The sequence below is a fragment of the Hymenobacter oligotrophus genome, assembly GCF_003574965.1.
Taxonomy (GTDB): Bacteria; Bacteroidota; Bacteroidia; order Cytophagales; family Hymenobacteraceae; genus Solirubrum; species Solirubrum oligotrophum.
Genome location: NZ_CP032317.1, coordinates 1,100,152 through 1,118,281, shown reverse-complemented (window position 1 = coordinate 1,118,281; position 18,130 = coordinate 1,100,152). Strand labels below are relative to the sequence as shown.

Sequence of the window (18,130 nt, the reverse complement as noted above, 5' to 3'; positions counted from 1 at the left end):
ATACGCTCACATTCATTAAAACCAGCCTCTTGTAAAACTCAAAACTCCCTAACTCGTCAACTCCTCAACTGAATCTACCTTCCGGAACCGTCGCGGTCGAAGGCGTAGGAGGCTACGCCGCGGGTGGTTTTGATGTTGAGTTCGGGTGCGGGTTCCACTTCGTTGTTGCGTTTGGTATCGAAGTAGCGCGTTTTGCGGCGCAGCCCCGCCACACGCGATTCGTCTTTCACCCGATCTTCGTTCGGGCCGCCGTAAATATCGACCAAGGGCGAGCGGCGCACCTTGCCCTTTACCTCAAACACGTCTTCTTCACCTAGGCCGTGCAGCACCAAGCGCTTGGTTTCGGCGGGCCGAAAACCGCGTTGATACAGTAGCGTTTCAGGTTTTTCCTGGTCGTCGGAGAGGCTGAACACCGATACCACCGTAAGCGTATCGCTCTGCCGATCGACCACGAAACGCTCTTTTTCATCGGTGCCCGGAATTAGTACCTCGCGGGACTGCAAGCGGTAGAACTCGAGGGCCGCCTGCGGCAGCTTTTCGCGGCGCGCTTTCAGGGCGTTTTCGAGGCGGGCGCCTTCGAGCTGGTACACCTCGGGCGGTAGCCGCCGGGCCGCCTGGCTGATAACCTCATCGGTAAGGGCCTGCTGCATGGCCCGGGTCGCCGCCTGGTATTGCGCCAGGGGCAACTCGTTAAGCGCCCGGGCATCGATAAAGTGGGCGTTGCGCGCATAGCCTTCGATGCTTTCGTAGCGCGGCTTGAAGGTGCGGAACTTGGCCACGGCCCACGGCCGGCTAATCAGCCAGGAAATCAGGCCGTCGGAAAACCGGAAGAACACCTGGTCGCGGTCGATGGGTACGGGGCGGTACAGGGTGCGGCCCTGCGGCTGCTCGTAGGCCACCCAATCCCACTGGCCTTCGTGCCGGTCCCAGTCGCCGAGCCACAAATCGAGCAGGCGCGCGCGTAAAAACGCCGGCTGGTCGAGGCGGTGTTTGGCATCGGCGTACACCTCCGACAGCACGTCGTCGCTTTCTTCCAGATCCACGGCGCCGGGGCCGAACTTGAGCCCTAGGTCGTCTTTGCCTTCAAATTTTTGCTCAAGCAGCACCACCTTCCCCCGAAAGCGTTCCGAAGCTTCGCCCAACTGGGTTTCGTCGGCGCGCACGTAAAAGGGGCGCGGGGTGGTGTGCAGCACGCCTGCCGCTTGGGCCAGCGGCGGCACCACAAAGGCACCGTAAGGGTTGCCAGCCGAAGTGGCATCGCGCACAACGTTCAGCATAAACGTATGGCGCAGCACCTTGGGCAAGGTTTTGTAGGGGTCTTTGTCGAGGCTGCGCAGGGCGTAGGCCCGGCCGCTGGGGCTGTTCAGCGTCATGCTCGTTGTTTGAAACCCGCCGCCGATTTTGCCAGGCGTTAGCCCGCCGGGTACTACGCGGCCTAGGTCGAGTACGGGCAGCGTAACGGGCTGGGCCCACACGGGGCGGTAGTGCTGACCAAACAGTGCTTGGTGCAAAAAGCCACGGCGGTAGTGGCGCCCGGCCGTTACGCGGGCGCTATCGGGCGAAGCCGTGCGCACTTGCGCACCCGGCACGCGGGCATCGGGCTGAAAAAAGCGCTGCCGGGCGCAACCGGCCGTTAGCAGGCCAAGCAGCAGCAGCGCAGAACCGGAGGATCGGCTCGTCATGGGGCAAAAAGGGCAGAGGTGTGGCAGTAGTGCTGCTTCCTTCAACGCAACTGGGCAGTAAACGGCTGAATTTTCATTATTCCGGCACAACCGCCGCGCTACGCTGGGGGTATAAGAGCCTGCCGCTACCCCTCGGGATGCTTGGTTTTCCTGTTACTCCAGAGCCTTGCTGACGTTGTTACCTACCTTCCGGTTGCTTTTGCTGGCCCTCGGGCTGCCCGTGTCGGCCCGGCCGGCAGCGGCCCAGGCGGCACCGCCCGTCATCGGGCCCGATTCGGTGGTGCAGGTAGCGGCAGGCGCCCACTACAACCGCGGGTGGCTGCACCAGCTGTTTTGGGGCTTTCATTACCGGCAGGAATGGGCTACCCCCGTGGCGGCGCCTGTGTTCAACCTGCGTACGGCCGTGCCCGGCGGTTTGGTGCCGGTGAAAGAAGGCGGCAGCTTTCAAACCCAAAACCTGCGCCTGCTGGCCCCCGATGGACGCCAGTACGTGCTGCGCTCCGTCGACAAAGATGCTACCGCTGCCCTGCCCGAAAACCTGCGCGACGGCGTGGTGGGCCGCCTGATGAAAGACCAAACCAGCGTGATTCATCCGTACGGGGCGTACATCGTGCCCCGGCTGGCGCGGGCGGCCGGCGTGTACCACACCAATCCGCGCTTGGTGTACGTAGCCGACGACCCCGCGCTGGGCAGCTTTCGGGCGGCATTTGGGCACGCGCTATACTTGTTTGAGGAACGCCCCGAGGGCAACCTCAGCGCCGAGCCCAGCTTCGGCAACTCCAACCAAGTAGTTAGCTCGCGCCAGGCGTTTGGGCAGCTGCTGGCCTCGCCGCGCTTTCGCGTGGATGCGCGTCGTTACCTGCGCAGCCGCTTGTTTGATATGTGGCTGGGCGACTGGAGCCGGCGCGAAGACCAGTGGCGCTGGGCCGCGTTTCGGCAACCCGACAGCAGCACTGTTTACCGGCCCATTCCGCGCGACCGGGACCACGCGTTTTTCAAGTTCGACGACGGCGTGCTCACGCGGGTTATCAGTTTCGTAAAAACCAATTACCAGACGTTTACGCGCACCATTCACCTTCACGATGTAGAGGGCCTTAACCGCGCCGCGCGGCCCATGGATAAGTCGTTGCTGGTGTACCTAAGCGAGCAAGACTTTCGCGAAGTCGCCGATTCGTTGCGCCGCGCGCTGCCCGACGAGGTAATTGCCGAAGCCTTGCAGGTGTGGCCGCGCCAGATTTATTCCCTGTCGGGCGCCGAGTTTACCGACAAGCTACGCAGCCGCCGCGAACAGCTGCCTATGGTGGCCGAAGAGTTTTACCGGCAGCTCGCTCGCCACGTCGAAATCCCGGGCACCGACCAGCCCGAGCGGTTTGTGGTAGAGGCCGCGGGCCCCTGGCGCGCGTGGGTGCGCGTGTACACCCGCGAGCCGAACGGACGCGGAATGTTGCTTGGTGCGCGGCTTTTCGATGCCCGCCAAACCGCCGATATCCGCTTGTTCGGCCTAGGTGGCAACGACGAATTTGAGGTGATTGGGCAACCCGACCGCCGCCTGCGCATTTACCTCTACGACGGCCAAGGGCAAGACCTGGTTCGGCAGACGCAGCCCGGCCGCAACGCCCGCATGCGCGTTACCTTCCTCGACTCCGGCGACGGCAACGTTGTGCGGGTTGATAAGCGCTTGGTTGCCGTGGAGCCGTATCAGCCCAAAGCCAACGAGTACGACGGGGCCGGCTGGCTGCTTCGGCACCGCTTGTACTAAAATGCGGGACATCCCTGGCGCGAGTCTTAGCCCGCAGGGCGCGACTCGTGCCGCGGCACGGTGGGGAGTCTCTAGACTCCTGTGCCGCGCACGACACCTAGAGCTACGTTTAGCCAACAAGTGCTCTTGGGTAATAAAATGACAATCGCACCTAGGCCGTATCGTGCAACGTTCGGGAGTCTGCAGACTCCCGAACGTTGCACGGCACAAGTCGCGCCCTGCGGGCTAAGACTCGCGCCAGGAATTTAGATACGCGCTTGAAGCGCGTCACGAAGGCAACCCGCGTTGGCCTAGGTACCAGCGCTGTTTGGGGCGCCGGGCACCTAGGCGAACACCTTCACCTTGTCTTTGTGCTTGGTGCGCATGTACTGCCGGATAATCTGCTGCACGTCTTTGTTATCGACCTGGGGCTTGATAACGTCTTTGAACGCCTCAAACCGCCGGGCGGTAAACGTTTCGTCGATGTAGCCAAACCCTAGGTAGCGGCCGTGCTCCACCACCACCACCGACCGTTCGCCCGCGCGGCGCCCCTGCCCGATGATTACGAAGGTTTGGTGCTCGTAGGTGATGCTTTCAATGGCCTCGTCGACGCGCGCGTTGTACTCGTCGGGCGGCTCCAGGCCTACGCAGGCGCCTTTGCAGCGGTGCACTTGGTAATCGAAGCACGAGCCGGTGGTTTTGTACAAGTCGCACATCTTCTGGCACAGGTTGTACTTGGCCACCTTGTGGTACAGAAAGCCCTTGGCCTTGAACTGGTTTCCTAACGCAATAATGGGAATTTCGCTGTTGCGTGCATCAGCGCGGCCGTAGTACAGGCGCTTGTAGCCGTTTTCATCCACGCGCAAGTAAATGCCCGCCGGAAACACCGAGCGGCGCTGCGCACGGTTGTACTGCGGTTTCAAGCGCTTAATTTCCCACGACTCGTGCAGCAATGCCACCAGCTCCGAGCCCGTGAGCTCCCAAGTGATGTCGGCAATGGAGTTCTTAAAATCCAGCGACTTGCGCGACTTGTAATCGACGGCGAAGTGCTGCTGAATGCGTTTGTAAATATTAATGCTCTTGCCCACGTAAATCACCTCGCCGTGCTCGTCGTGGAAGTAGTACACGCCCGCTTCCTGCGGCAGCGAGGCTACTTTTTCGGGCGTGATGAGCGGCGGCAGTAGCGCCGTGCGAATGGCCTGCTGCACGGCTGCCACTTTGCGGGCGGTGGGTTGCTTGGCCGGCCGGCCACTCGGGGCCGAAGCATCTACGGCGGCCAGTTTATCGGCGGGGGCGGCGGCCTCGTAGCCGGGCGCCTCCGCTACCTGGCTTATCTTAAGCAGCCGGTCGAACAGGATGGCCGTGGCCTCGGCGTCGCCGAAAGCGCGGTGGCGGTTGTTCAGCTCAATGCCAATGTTGGCGCACAGCTTGCCCAAGCTGTAGCTGGGCTGGCCGGGTATCAGCGAGCGGCTGAGGCGCACCGTGCAAAGGGTTTTGCGCGAGTAGGTATACCCTAGGTCGGCAAACTCTTTTTTCAGGAAAGAGTAGTCGAAGCGCACGTTGTGGGCCACAAACACGCAGCCTTCCGTCATCTGCACCACCTTCTTCGCTATCTGATGAAAGTGCGGCGCGTCGCGCACCATCTCATCGGTAATGCCCGTGAGCTGCTGAATGTAGAAGGGGATGGGGCGGCCGGGGTTGAGCAGGGTGCTAAACGAATCGACCACCTGCTCGCCATCGTGGATGAAAATGGCAATTTCGGTGATGCGGTCCTGCGTGGGCTGACCCCCGGTGGTTTCTAGGTCGATGATGGCGTACAAATCAGCAGCAGCTAAAGAGGTGCGGTAGCTGGTGATAACAAAATTAGCAGGCGAAAAGTCCCGCGGCCGCGCGTTGGCGGCCTGGCAGCCTTAAAACAAAAAAGAACGGCCTGCTTCTCAGCAGACCGTCCCTTCTCTCAACAGCCAGGTTAACCCTAGCTGTTGGCGCCTTTCCACTGCGTAACCTGGTTTTTAGCGGCCAGAATTTCGCCGTGCTGTTTTTGGATAATCGACGAGGCTTGGCCCGACAGGCTTTGCGACTTCAGGGCGGTTTCGTAAGCTTGGAGGGCTACGGAGTCGCCGGTTTCGCATTCGCCCAGAATGGCTGAGTCGTTTTGGCCCGTGATAACCGACTTTAGGTTGATCCAGCCGCGGTGTACGGCGGCAACCGCGTCGGTTACTACGCCCTCTACAGTGTTGCTGTTGGTTACATCAACGCCCATTTGGCGGGCTTGTTGTTCCAGTTCCGAAGCAAATTGGGCACGTTGCTGGCTCAGGCGGCTCAGCTCCGATTTCAGTTGCGGGTTCGATACGCCTTCGGCAGCCTCTTGGTAGCCTTTAGCGCCGGTTTTATTGATTTCAACCAGGTCGTTGAAGGCCCGGGCGGCGTCAGAATTAATAGCGGCCATGACGGTCTTGGTTTTTAGGTGTTGGGTTGGGAGCGGGTTGTGGCGCCGCTACCTGAGCAGCAGCGCTTACAGGGGGCTTATACTTTTAGGTTGGGCTTAGGGTTGCGGCTTGGCTTGCACTTTTTTGGCAGGTGGTTGGCCTTGTGCGGTTTAGCTTTTGCCCACGAGCTTAAGCCAGAAGCCGCGGAAGCCTTTGGGCTTGCCCGGCTCGCCCTCCAGCGCGCCCTGCGTTTGGTTGTCTTGGCCGTTGGCCACGTCGCCGAGCAAAAACCCGAACGGCTCCAGCGGCTTGTAAGCGTCCATAAACACCTTGAGCACCGCCACCAGCGGAATCGACAAAATCATGCCTGGGGTGCCCCACAGCTCGCCACCCAGAATAAGTGCGACGATGGCCGCCATGGGGTTGATGCTCACCTTTGAACCGGTGATGGTAGGCGTAATGAAGTTGCCTTCGAGAAACTGCACCACCATAAACACGCCCACCACGGCCAGTGCCTTTCCGGCCGAGCCCGTTTCGACGAGCGTAATGAGCGCGGGCAGTGTGGCCCCGATGGCAATGCCGATGTACGGAATAACGGCCAGCACCGAGGCAAATACCGCGAAGAAGATGGCGTATTTCACGCCCAGCACCAGCAAACCGATGGCGTTGAGCACGGCCACAATTAAAATTACCGTGAGTAGGCCCGTAATGTATGCCTGCACCACGGTTTGCACGCCGTCGAGGGTGTTGAGGGCTTCCTTGCGTTTGTCGGGCGAAACAAACCGGAACAGAAACTGCCGCAGGTGGTCGCGGTAGTACAAAAAGCAGAAAATGTAAATGGGCACCAAAGCCAACACGCTTAGCACCCCGGTGGTGGTGTTGATGGTGGTACCTAGGTAGCCGCCGGCCTTTTTGCGCACCGAGTCGATGGACTGGTCGATGAGCTGGTCCTTGCTCACGGGTTGCATGTTGAACTTGCGGCTCAGGAACTGCTGCACCTGATCGAAATACTCGGCAAACTTGGCCTGCAGCTTGGGCAACTCCTCTTGGAACTGCACAATCTGCGAGCCGAACAAGTAAACCAGTCCGGCCAAAAACACGAAGATGAGCAGGATGCACAGGATGATGGCCAGCAGGCGGGGCACGCCCCAGCCCTCGAGGCGCCGGCACAGCGGCAGCAGCAGCAGCGAAAGCAGCCCCGAAAACAAAATCGGGAGAAGCACGCCGTCGAGCACCTTAAGCGTGCACACCAGCAGCACCAACCCCAGCAAAATCATGCTGTAGAGCACCGCGGGCGGCCATTTAATTTCGGGCGGCTTTACGGGAGTAGGGTGCCCAGGAAAGTGGTGGTTGGGTTGCGACATTTGCTAATAAAATTGGGAGAAGAGAAGGGCGTCGATACTTGAAAAGCTGGGCTTATTTTCGCATTTTTGGGTGAACCTAAGGCCTGCCAGCAGGGTTAGGTGCAATGCAGTTGTGCCAAAAAAAATAGTTTGGCAGAGCCGCTGCGCTAACGCGGTAAACATTGCGTTTCTGCGTTATTTTACACCAAAAATGGGTTGAAGGATTTAAGAATGGCTGAAGAACAACTACCGCTTGCCGCTGCGGCGCCTGACCACGGCTACCACGAGGATTCTATTCGCTCGCTGGATTGGCGCGAGCACATCCGGCTGCGCCCGGGTATGTACATCGGCAAGCTGGGCGACGGATCTTCGCCCGACGATGGCATTTACATCCTCGTCAAGGAGGTGATGGATAACTCCATCGACGAGCACATGATGGGTTACGGCCGCACCATCGACGTGAAGATTACCGACCAGCGCGTAACCGTGCGCGACTACGGGCGCGGCATTCCGCTGGGCAAGGTTGTCGACGTGGTCAGCAAGATCAACACCGGCGGCAAGTACGATTCGAAGGTGTTTCAGAAGTCGGTGGGCTTGAATGGCGTGGGCACTAAAGCCGTAAACGCGCTCAGCACCAATTTTGTGGTGCAAAGCGTGCGCGACGGCCAAATGAAGTCGGCCGAGTTTCAGGCCGGCCAGCTCATCAGCGACTCCAAGCCGGTTAAAACCTCGCAGCGCAACGGCACTTTGATGTCGTTCGAGCCCGACCCGACCATCTTCCGCAACTACCGCTTTATTCCGGATTTCCTGGAAAGCCAGTTCTGGAATTATGCCTACCTGAACGCGGGCCTCACCATCAACTTCAACGGGCAGAAGTACCACTCCGAAAACGGGCTGCGCGACCTGTTGGAGCGCAAAACCGACCCCGATGCCATTCGTTACCCCGTTATTCACCTGAAGGGGACCGACATCGAAATGGCCCTGACGCACGGCAACGATTACGGCGAGGAGTACTACTCCTTCGTGAACGGGCAATACACCACGCAGGGCGGTACGCACTTGGCTGCCTTCCGCGAGGGCATCGTGAAAACGCTGCGCGAGTTCTACAAAAAGGATTACGACGCCTCCGACATTCGGGCCTCCATCGTGGGCGCCATTGCCATTCGGGTGCAGGAGCCGGTGTTCGAGTCGCAAACCAAAACCAAGCTCGGCTCCATCGTGATGGAGCCCGAAGGCTCGGTTACGGTGCGCAACTTCGTGGTTGACTTTGTAAAGGAGCACCTCGACAACTACCTCCACAAAAACCCCGAAACGGCCGAGGCGCTGAAAAAGCGCATCGAGCAGAGCGAGCGGGAGCGGAAAGACATGGCCGGCGTGAAAAAGCTGGCCAACCAGCGGGCCAAAAAAGCCAGCCTGCACAACCGCAAACTGCGTGATTGCCGCTTCCACTTCGGCGAAGGCAAGGCCGTGGACAAGGAAGCGCTAACGACGTTGTTCATCACCGAAGGCGACTCCGCTTCGGGCTCCATTACCAAGAGCCGCAACGTGGAGCTGGAGGCCGTGTTCAGCTTGCGCGGCAAGCCGCTGAACTGCTTCGGGATGAAGAAGAAAATCGTATACGAAAACGAGGAGCTCAACCTGCTGCAGCACGCGCTCAACATCGAGGAAGGCCTCGAGGGCCTGCGCTACAACCGCGTGGTAATTGCCACCGACGCCGACGTGGACGGCATGCACATCCGGCTGTTGCTGCTCACCTTCTTCCTGCAGTTTTTCCCCGATTTGGTGCGCAACGGCCACGTGTACATCCTGGAAACGCCGCTGTTCCGGGTGCGCAACAAAAAGCAAACGATTTACTGCTACGACGAGCGCGAAAAGCAGGCGGCCATTCGTAAGCTGGGCCGCAACCCCGAAATCACGCGCTTTAAAGGCCTAGGTGAAATTTCGCCCGACGAGTTCGGCAAGTTCATCGGCGACAACATCCGCCTCGAGCCCGTCATTCTGCAATCGGACCGCTCGATTCAGAAGCTGCTGACGTACTACATGGGCAAAAACACGCCCGACCGCCAGCTCTTCATCATCGACAACCTGCGCATGGAAAAAGACCTGGTAGCCGGCGACGCGCCGCTGCCCGAAGAAACCGTGCTGGAGGCCGAGGTGGCCTAGCCAGCACGCCACCACATTCGGCAAAGCCCCGGGCCGCTGGTCCGGGGCTTTGCGCGCTTTAGCGCCTAGAGCCCGCCGAGGGCGCGCCGGCCCGTTGTTGCCGCGGCGCTGTATCTTGCAAGCACACCACACCCACTTGGGCTGCTGCCCGCCTGGCTGCTTGGCCTGGCCTACCTAGGGCCGGTCGGCGCCACCTGCCGCATGAATCACATTATCTACATGAGCCGGGCCGTGCGTCCGCTTTCGGACAAGGACTTGCACGAGCTGCTCGAGCAATGCCGCCGCGACAACGCTCGCCTGGATGTTACCGGGGTGCTGTTTTACAGCCACGGCAACATCGCCCAGCTGATTGAAGGCGAACCTGAGCAATTAGACCCGCTGTACGAGCGCATTTCGCGCGACGGAAGGCATTCGCACGTGCAAAAACTGGCCGACAAAACTATAGACGCGCGCAGCTTTGCGGGTTGGTCGATGGCGTTTCATGCAATCGAACCCCAGGCTTTTGACGAGCTAACGGGTTATCTGCTGCCCGATGGGTTGCCCGAGTCGCCGGAGAACTTGTCCATTGCCGACGCACTGATTCTGGACCTGGTGCGCCAAGCGGTATTCGGCAACAACGCCCCCGCGTCGCCGGTTGTGGATGACTCCGGCAGCGGCCAACAAGCCTAGTTGCCCACGCCCTAGGTGCCCACACCCCGGGGCTTGCCTGGGGGCCTAGGGTTACGGGTGCGCCAATCGACTTTATCAATAGCCACAAAGCTTTCGCGCACCATGCACGAGCAGCAACTTCAGCATATCCTTAAACACGTACCCGCCGGCATTGCCACGCTGCTTGGTCCCGAACTGAAGTTTGGGTTCGTGAACGAGGCCATGCAGGCGTTGCTCGGCGGCGTGTCTGCCGACTCGCCCTTGGCCTTGGTGGAGCAAACCCACGTGCTGACGCCCGATCTGGTGCAGGTGATGCAGCAGGTGTATAGCACCGGCGTGCCCTACGTGGCCAAATCCCACGGCTTGCAGTTGCCGGCCTCGGCCACCGAGCAGGCCACCACGCGCTACTTCGACATTGCGCTGGAACCCCTGAAGGACGACCACGCGGGCGTGCAGGGCCTGTTGATCTTTGCTACCGAAGTAACCGAGCAAGCCGCCGCCCAGCAGCGCGCCCACGAATTGGCACGCGAAACCCGCCGCCTCGATGCTCGCCTGCGCGTGCTCACCGAAACGGCTCCGCAAATTATCTTCACGGTGGATGCCGCCGGTGCCTACGAGTATGTTAGCCCGCAGTGGTACTACTTTACGGGCCAGCCTACTACCGCCGATCTGAACATCGTATGGCTGTTGCTTGTGCACCCCGACGACCGCCTGCGCGTGATGTACCAAGCTGATGCGGCGCGCAAAGCCGGCGTGGGCTGGAGCTACGAGTACCGCCTGCGCCGCCACGACGGCCAGTACCGTTGGGTACTCAGCCGCGCCTTGCCCGAGCTGCACGCCCCCGATAAGCCCGTGTTCTGGCACGGGGCCGTTACCGAAGTGCACGACCAACGCGAACTGGCCGATGTGCTGCGCCGCGGCGAGGCCGAGCTGCGCTTTCTGGCCGACAGCATTCCGCAGCTGATTTGGACAGCCGATGCCAACGGCTTCACCGACTACTACAACCAGCACACCGCCGAGTACACCGGCCTCTCTTCCGCCGACCTAGGGCCCACCGCTTGGGTTGCCTTGTTGGAGCCCAGCGAGCAGGCCGGAGCTGCCCGGCGCTGGGTGCAGTGCGTGGCCACCGGGCAGGATTACGAAGGCCTGTACCGCATGCGCCGCCACGACGGGCAATACCGCTGGCACATCATCCGGGCGCGGCAACTTTCCGACGAGCGTGGCCCCCGTTGGTTTGGCACCTGCACCGACGTCGACGACCAGCACCAGCTGCGCGAGGTGCTGCAAGCCCAGTACGACGAGCTGGCCCGCACCAACCGCGACCTGGACACGTTTGTGTACACGGCCTCGCACGATTTAAAACAGCCTCTGCACAACCTGCGCGGCTTGTTTGAGGAACTTCGGCGCACGGCCACTTTCCAAGACGAAGAAGCGGCGCTGATGCTGGGGATGCTCGACGAAGCCCTAGGTCAGCTCGAGGTTACGTTGCAGGAGTTGGCCGCCACCGTGCAGGAGCAGCGCCAATTGGCGGCCCCCGCCGAACTGCTCGATCTGCACCACGTTACCGAGGAGGTGTTGCTGGGCCTGAGGGCGCAAGTACTCGACACCAACGCCGACATTCACCTCGATTTCGATACGGCGCCAACGCTGCTCTACGGCCGCGCCAACCTGCGCAGCGTGCTGCACAACCTTATCAGCAACGCCCTCAAGTTTACCAGCCCCGAACGGACGCCGGTAATCCGGCTGAGCAGTGGGCTTTCCGAAAGCGGCGTTCCGTTTTTGCGCGTCGAAGACAACGGCTTAGGAATGAGTGCCAAACAATCCGAAGACGGTACGTTTCAGGTGTTCGATCGGCAGCACCCGCACATTGCCGGGGCGGGAGTGGGGCTGTACTTGCTGCAGCGCATTGTGCACTCGCGCGGCGGCCACATAGAGGTAAAAAGCAGCCCCGGTAAATGCACGCAATTTGCGGTGTATTGGTTTGAGTAGCGGGCAAACGTTTTTGCACTTTTCCCGCGTTGGCTTGTCTTCCCGAATGCTTGCCGAGTCCAAGCGCTTGTTAGTATGAGCTGCTTTATCCCAAATCTATTGTATTCGGCGCTCAATATGCTAACCAAATTGGTTGTGTGGCTGGCTTTGAATGCTGTTAATTATGGCTTTGGTAGCAAATAAAACAGCTTTTCGGGTTGAAAATTGCTAAATAATTTAGGAACTTTATTGCTCCCAAGGCGCTTGCAAATAGTTGTGCGCTGGGTAGCAACCGGTAATTTTGAACTCCGCTCACGGCCGGCTGGCCCTCAACCGGTACCGTTTGTGTTGTGCAAAACCTCCGGCTGAGCCAGCGGCACCTTTCTGTTTTATTCGTAGCTTTTGCTTTCGCCGATGATTTAGTTTTACGTGTCGCGCCTTCGCACCAAACCAGTCGAGGCGTTGTTTTAACAAGCCTTTGGTGGCGGGTTTGCCACCAAAGAGAGGTACAAGAACATAACGTGGCCTACGCCACCCCCGCGAGTGTCTGACGACAACCACATCCCCGCCGCCGACGACCTGAACCAGAACGGCCAGTCCTCCGCCGAGTTGTTTGGCGCCGGCGACACCATCGATTTTGATTCCGACGCCGCCGAAACGGCTCAGCCGTCGGCCAGCGCCGAAGAAGCGACAACCGATGCCGCCGCGCCCGACGGCGACGAGCAACCGCAAGCCCTAGGTGAAACCCCAGCCGAGGACGAAGAGGCACCTGCCTTCGGCGACGCCGACTTTACGCCGGGCGAAACCGTGCACGACATCAGCAGCATCGGCGGCATGTACCAGAACTGGTTTCTGGATTACGCCTCCTATGTAATTCTGGAACGCGCCGTGCCGGCCATCGAAGACGGGCTAAAGCCCGTGCAGCGCCGCATCATGCACGCCATGAAAGAGATGGACGACGGCCGCTTCAACAAAGTTGCCAACGTCATCGGGCAAACCATGCAGTACCACCCGCACGGCGATGCCTCCATCGGCGACGCCATCGTGAACCTAGGGCAAAAGGAGCTGCTGATTGAAACGCAAGGCAACTGGGGCGACGTGCGTACCGGCGACGGCGCCGCCGCGCCGCGTTACATCGAGGCGCGCCTGAGCAAGTTTGCGCTCGATGTCGTGTTCAACCCCGACACCACCGAGTGGCAAGCCAGCTACGACGGGCGCAAGCGCGAGCCGGTAACGCTGCCGGTTAAGTTTCCGCTGCTGCTGGCGCAAGGCATCGAGGGCATTGCCGTGGGCCTGAGCACCAAGATTATGCCCCACAACTTCCGCGAGTTGTGCAAGGCCTCCATCGACGTGCTCAAGGGCCGTGACATTGTGCTGTACCCCGATTTCCCGACGGGCGGCCTCTGCGACATTACCAACTACAACGGCGGCCTGCGCGGGGCCAAGCTGCGCCTGCGCGCCACCATCGAGAAGGTTGATAAAACCATGCTCATCATCCGCGACGTGCCCTACGGCACGACCACTACGGGCGTGATGGAGAGCATCGTGAAGGCTTCGGAAGCCAACAAGATCAAGATCAAAAAGGTGGTCGACAACACGGCGGCCAACGTGGAAATTCAGGTGCACTTGCCCGCCGGCGTGTCGCCCGACCTCACGATGGACGCGCTGTACGCCTTCACCGACTGCGAAATTTCCATTTCGCCGAACACCTGCGTCATCATCGACGACAAGCCCCGCTTTGTGTCGGTGGAGGACATGCTGCGCCTGAGCACCCACAAAACGTTGCGCCTGCTCGAGCGCGAGCTGGAAATTCGGCAAGACGAGCTGCAGGAGAAATGGCACGGTGCCTCGCTCGAAAAAATCTTCATCGAAAACCGCATCTACCGCAAAATCGAGGAGTGCGAAACCTGGGAAGAAATTCTGCAGACCATTGATGCGGGCCTGAAGAAATACGTGCGCATTGCGGGCGAAAAGGAAAAAGCCAACGACACGCGCGTGGTGCTGCGCCGCCCCATCACGGACGACGACCTCACGCGCCTAACCGAAATCCGCATCAAGCGCATCTCGAAGTTCGATGGTTTTAAGGCCGATGAGTACATTCAGAAGCTGGAAACGGAGCTGGCCGAGGTAGCCGACAACCTGGCCAACCTCACGCGCTACGCCATTCGGTATTTCGAGGGGCTGCTGAAGAAGTACGGCGAGGGGCGCGAGCGGAAAACCGAGCTGCGCACCTTTGATGTGGTAACCGCCCAAAAGGTAGCTGTGGCCAACCAAAAGCTGTACGTAAATCGACAGGACGGCTTTGTGGGCTACGGCCTTAAAAAGGATGAGGCGGTAGAGCACGTGTGCGACTGCTCCGACCTCGACGACATCATCGCCATCAAGCGCGACGGCACGTTTGTAGTGACCAAGATTGCCGAAAAGACCTTTGTTGGGAAGGACGTGCTGCACGTGGGCATCTACAACAAAAACGACGACCGCCTGGTGTACAACATGATTTACCAGGACGGGCCGTCGGGCATTAGCTACGCCAAGCGCTTTCTGGTAACCGGCATCACGCGCGACAAAGCCTACGACCTGACCAAGGGCGGCAAAGGCTCGAAAGTGCTGTACCTCACGGCCAACCCCAACTCGGAGTCGGAGATTGTGGCGGTGCAGCTCTCCGACAAAGCCCCGGCCCGCGTAAAGCAGTTCGACTTTGATTTTGCCGAGCTGGCCATCAAGGGCAAAGGCTCGATGGGCAACATCGTGACGAAGCAGCCCGTGAAAAAGATCACGCAGAAATCGAGGGGCGACTCGACCCTAGGTGGCCGCGAGGTGTTCTTCGACGAGGTAGTGGGCCGCCTCAACACCGGCGGGCACGGCCGTTTCCTGGGCACCTTCGACACCGACGAAACCGTGCTGGCCGTGTACAAAGACGGTTCGTACGAGCTGACCTTGCCCGACCCGGCCATCCACTTCGACCTGCGTAACATGGTGTTGCTCCGCAAGTTCGAGGCCGATACCGTCATCAACGCGGTGTACATCGAGGGTGAATCCAAGCTGCATTACGTCAAGCGCTTCCGCATCGAAACGAGCACCGTGGGCAAGCGTTTCCTGTTTATTCCGGAAACCAAAGGCTCGCAGCTGGTGTGCGCCACTTGCGGCGTGGTGCCCGAAATCGAGCTGAAAGTCCAGAAGGAAAAGAAAGGGGAGAAGCTTGCCGAACGCATCCACCTGCACGAGTTCATTGACGTGAAAGGCTGGAAGGCCATGGGCAACAAGCTCAACTACTTCAAGGTGCTTTCGGTAGAGCTGCTCACCGACGAAGGCCCCGAGCCCGAGCGCAAGCAGCAGGTGAAAAAGAAAGGACCGGCCACGATTCCGCGTCCGAACACTGCCGCCCCGGTTGCCGAGGAAGAACCCTTGCCCGAAGACCTAGGGCCGGTTGAAATTTCGGTGGAGGAAGTAGAGCGGGCGCAGGCGTTGCTGCAGCGCAAGCCCAAATCGCAGATGACCTTGTTCGGAACCTAGGCAGCACTCTTATCCATGATAAAGCCCGGCCCGGCGGCAGCCCTACAACCAGGGGGTGCTTAGCCGGGCCGGGCTGTTGTGCAGCTTTTCAAACGCCTTTTGCGTATCTTACTCAACCCTCGCTTACAAGCACCGAGCTGCTCATGCCCCGGAAGTTTATTTGCCGCTTCGCCGCACTGCCGCACCTCCTGCTTATTGGAGGCGCTTGTTTGTGCGCAAAAGCGCCTGTACGCGCCGGCGACCCCGTTAAATCCGAACCGCCTTCTGCGCTTGATGTGCCGGCCTTGCTTTCGGAAGCCCGCGCGCTGCAACAGCAATACCGCGAAACGGCCGCTCTTACGCGCTACGAGCATATTTTGAGTGCGTTTCCGCGCAACTACGAGGCCCTGTGGCAAGCGGCGGTGCTAAGTGCCCGCATTGGCAGCCGCTACACCGACGAAAGCCGCCGCGGCAATTATTACACCGCCGCCCGCCAGTACGCCGACCGGGCCTACGCCGTGAACCCCAAGGGCGGCGAAGCCAATTACGCCGTGGCGTTGTCGTTGGCGCAACAGGCCACTATCCAGAGTGCGCGGTACCGACTAAGCTTGTACAAGAGCATGAAGCCCTACGTGTACCGGGCCGTGGAGTATAGCCCCGAACTCTCGGATGCGTGGCAGGTGCTCGGCCGCTGGAACTACCGCGTGGCTCACCTCAATCCCATTGAGCGGGCTTACTACCGGGTGTTTTTGGGTGGTTCGCCCGCCGGCGCCTCCAATACCAAAGCCATGGATGCGCTGCGCCAGGCCCGTGCCCTCGATCCATGCCGCATTCAGTACTGCTACGATTTGGCCCGCGTGTACTCCAACCAAGGCCTGCGCGAACCGGCTATGCAAGTGCTGCACGAGGCCGCCTCGCTGCTACCCATGACGAGCGAAGAACTGGAAATGAGCCGCCGGTGTCGCCGCCTCCTCGATGAGCTGGAGAAGGGATGACAGTGCGTTGAATATCATTCAGGTATAAAATAATCTTGATTAAAGCTAGCGGCTGGTCTTCGCATCCGTTATTTTAGGAAAGGCACGTTAGGGTAATTTTCCTGCTGCCCGGCCTCTATGAGCCAACGAATATTTACTTCTTGGCTGCGGGGCGTTGGCGTAACAGTGCTCTTGTTGGTGGCAGCGTCGGCGCCGGGCCAAACCGACGTAGAAACCAGCGAACGAATTAGGCATGCGCTATCGGGCAAAGCGGCCGGGCTTCCGGCGGTGCTCCATAACGAAGTGCTTCGCTTTTATACCGAAGTAGGCTTTGCGCCCGCTTGGACTACTGAGTCTGAACTATTGCCCGCCGCCACCGCTGGCTTGAAAATACTGCGCCGGGCGCCAGCATTTGGCCTAAACCCCGCCGATTATCAAACCCGCGAAATAGAGCTCAACCTCGACTCGCTGCAAGCGGCCAAAACCCCCGAGGCACGGTTGCAACGCCGTGTGGCGGCCGAGTTGCAGCTTACCGCGGGTTTGCTGAAACTAGCCACGCACCTGCGCCGGGGCCGTTTGCACCCAGTTACCCTGCAGCCATTGGCCTACGCGCCCGACAGTGTTTTCGACGGGGTGGCTTGGCTATTGCGCGCACGGCGTACGCCGCAGTTTGAGCAGGAACTGTTGCGCTTGCAGCCCACCACCCGCAGCTACGCCCGACTGCAATGGGCGTGGCAAAAACTGATTCGCACCGACACAGCCGCTGCGCGCAAAATCAGCGACCAAGTGGCAGTTAACCTGGAGCGCTTGCGCTGGGAGCCCCGAAACGATTCGGCCTACTTGGTGGTCAACATACCGGCCTACACCCTACAGATTGTGCGCGGGCCCGCCGTGGTGCGTAGTCATCGGGTGATAGTAGGCGGCGTGCCAACACCCACGCCGGAGGTGTACAGCCACGTGCGGTTTTTTCAGACCTCCCCCGAATGGAAAGTACCGCGCAGCATAGCGCTAAACGAAATTTTGCCCCGGTTGCGGCGAGCACCCGGCTTTTTGGCGGCCAACAATTACGTACTCTACAACCAGCAAGGGCAGCAAGTCAATCCGCACAAAATCAACTGGAAGCAGGTAACACCCGAAACCTTCCGCTACACCATTCGGCAAACGGCTTGTTGCGACAATGCCCTAGGTAACGTGGTGTTTCGTTTCCCTAACACCCACGATATTTTTGTGCACGACACCCCCGCCCGCAAGCTGTTTAACGCGCCGCGGCGGGCCCTCAGCCACGGCTGCATTCGGCTCGAAAAACCGTTTCAGTTGGCGGCGTTTCTGCTCCGGCGCGATTACGGCGCCGGGGCCCAGCGGCAAATAGAGCGTATGTGGGACAGCGTGTACGGCGGTTACAGCAAGTACTTTCCGTTGCGCAACCCCATGCCCATCTATATCCGGTACTTAACCTGCCACGCCGACGACAGTGCCGAAATCCGTACCCTGCCAGATGTATACCAGCGCGATGCGCAAGTGTTGCAGGCTTTGCTGCAGGCCAGCGAGCAAACCACCGCTTCGGTGGGCGAGTAGCCCGGTCTGCCTGTAGGTTGCCGACCTAGGCGGTCCTTGCCCGTAGCGAGCAAACCGCGCAAGCCGTACCTTTGGGTTTCTCTCACCTGAGCTGTAGTGCTGCGCGTATACCGTTTAT

At 60.0% G+C, this 18,130-nt stretch carries 11 protein-coding genes; 7 read left to right on the top strand and 4 right to left on the bottom strand.

What is annotated here, in order from left to right; all coding sequences use genetic code 11:
- Window positions 1-74: 74 nt before the first annotated feature.
- Window positions 75-1,682, bottom strand: a complete 1,608-nt coding sequence (locus D3Y59_RS04680; protein ID WP_119443996.1) for a hypothetical protein — start codon at window positions 1,680-1,682, stop codon at window positions 75-77.
- Window positions 1,683-1,848: 166 nt separating this feature from the next.
- On the opposite strand from D3Y59_RS04680, the gene D3Y59_RS04675 reads away from it, so the two are divergent.
- Window positions 1,849-3,441 carry a hypothetical protein gene (locus D3Y59_RS04675; RefSeq protein WP_162910545.1) on the top strand — a complete coding sequence of 531 codons (1,593 nt, stop codon included), beginning with the start codon at window positions 1,849-1,851 and terminating at the stop codon, window positions 3,439-3,441.
- Between the two features lie 323 nt (window positions 3,442-3,764).
- Here D3Y59_RS04675 and D3Y59_RS04670 read toward each other — a convergent pair whose 3' ends face one another.
- The 3 genes from D3Y59_RS04670 to D3Y59_RS04660 form a co-directional block, all read right to left on the bottom strand.
- The gene (locus D3Y59_RS04670) at window positions 3,765-5,240 is read right to left on the bottom strand and encodes an exonuclease domain-containing protein (RefSeq protein ID WP_119443994.1); all 1,476 of its coding nucleotides are present in this window, start codon (window positions 5,238-5,240) and stop codon (window positions 3,765-3,767) included.
- Between the two features lie 155 nt (window positions 5,241-5,395).
- A complete protein-coding gene (locus tag D3Y59_RS04665; RefSeq protein ID WP_119443993.1) occupies window positions 5,396-5,869 on the bottom strand; it encodes a ferritin-like domain-containing protein in 474 nt (157 codons plus the stop codon).
- Window positions 5,870-6,019: 150 nt separating this feature from the next.
- A complete protein-coding gene (locus D3Y59_RS04660; protein ID WP_119443992.1) occupies window positions 6,020-7,213 on the bottom strand; it encodes an AI-2E family transporter in 1,194 nt (397 codons plus the stop codon).
- A 210-nt stretch (window positions 7,214-7,423) separates the two neighbouring features.
- Here D3Y59_RS04660 and D3Y59_RS04655 point away from each other — a divergent pair, with 210 nt between their 5' ends.
- The 6 genes from D3Y59_RS04655 to D3Y59_RS04630 all read left to right on the top strand — a co-directional run bounded on the left by D3Y59_RS04655 (window position 7,424) and on the right by D3Y59_RS04630 (window position 18,012).
- Window positions 7,424-9,355 (top strand): DNA topoisomerase IV subunit B, encoded by a 1,932-nt coding sequence (locus D3Y59_RS04655; protein ID WP_119443991.1) that lies wholly within the window; start codon window positions 7,424-7,426, stop codon window positions 9,353-9,355.
- A gap of 201 nt (window positions 9,356-9,556) precedes the next feature.
- A complete protein-coding gene (locus D3Y59_RS04650) occupies window positions 9,557-10,024 on the top strand; it encodes a BLUF domain-containing protein (protein ID WP_119443990.1) in 468 nt (155 codons plus the stop codon).
- 102 nt (window positions 10,025-10,126) lie between these two features.
- Window positions 10,127-11,992 carry a PAS domain-containing sensor histidine kinase gene (locus D3Y59_RS04645; RefSeq protein ID WP_119443989.1) on the top strand — a complete coding sequence of 622 codons (1,866 nt, stop codon included), beginning with the start codon at window positions 10,127-10,129 and terminating at the stop codon, window positions 11,990-11,992.
- 786 nt (window positions 11,993-12,778) lie between these two features.
- Window positions 12,779-15,484, top strand: coding sequence for a DNA gyrase/topoisomerase IV subunit A (locus D3Y59_RS04640; RefSeq protein WP_240410588.1), 2,706 nt, complete (start codon window positions 12,779-12,781; stop codon window positions 15,482-15,484).
- Between the two features lie 275 nt (window positions 15,485-15,759).
- Window positions 15,760-16,458 carry a tetratricopeptide repeat protein gene (locus tag D3Y59_RS04635; RefSeq protein ID WP_162910544.1) on the top strand — a complete coding sequence of 233 codons (699 nt, stop codon included), beginning with the start codon at window positions 15,760-15,762 and terminating at the stop codon, window positions 16,456-16,458.
- Between the two features lie 117 nt (window positions 16,459-16,575).
- Window positions 16,576-18,012, top strand: coding sequence for a L,D-transpeptidase scaffold domain-containing protein (locus tag D3Y59_RS04630; protein WP_119443987.1), 1,437 nt, complete (start codon window positions 16,576-16,578; stop codon window positions 18,010-18,012).
- The last annotated feature ends 118 nt before the right edge of the window (window positions 18,013-18,130 follow it).

Bases quoted from the DNA above. Each gene is read 5' to 3' on its own strand.
- D3Y59_RS04655 (WP_119443991.1), top strand. From the start codon at position 7,424: ATGGCTGAAGAACAACTACCGCTTGCCGCTGCGGCGCCTGACCACGGC.
- D3Y59_RS04665 (WP_119443993.1), bottom strand. From the start codon at position 5,869: ATGGCCGCTATTAATTCTGACGCCGCCCGGGCCTTCAACGACCTGGTT.
- D3Y59_RS04660 (WP_119443992.1), bottom strand. From the start codon at position 7,213: ATGTCGCAACCCAACCACCACTTTCCTGGGCACCCTACTCCCGTAAAG.
- D3Y59_RS04630 (WP_119443987.1), top strand. From the start codon at position 16,576: ATGAGCCAACGAATATTTACTTCTTGGCTGCGGGGCGTTGGCGTAACA.
- D3Y59_RS04645 (WP_119443989.1), top strand. From the start codon at position 10,127: ATGCACGAGCAGCAACTTCAGCATATCCTTAAACACGTACCCGCCGGC.
- D3Y59_RS04650 (WP_119443990.1), top strand. From the start codon at position 9,557: ATGAATCACATTATCTACATGAGCCGGGCCGTGCGTCCGCTTTCGGAC.
- D3Y59_RS04680 (WP_119443996.1), bottom strand. From the start codon at position 1,682: ATGACGAGCCGATCCTCCGGTTCTGCGCTGCTGCTGCTTGGCCTGCTA.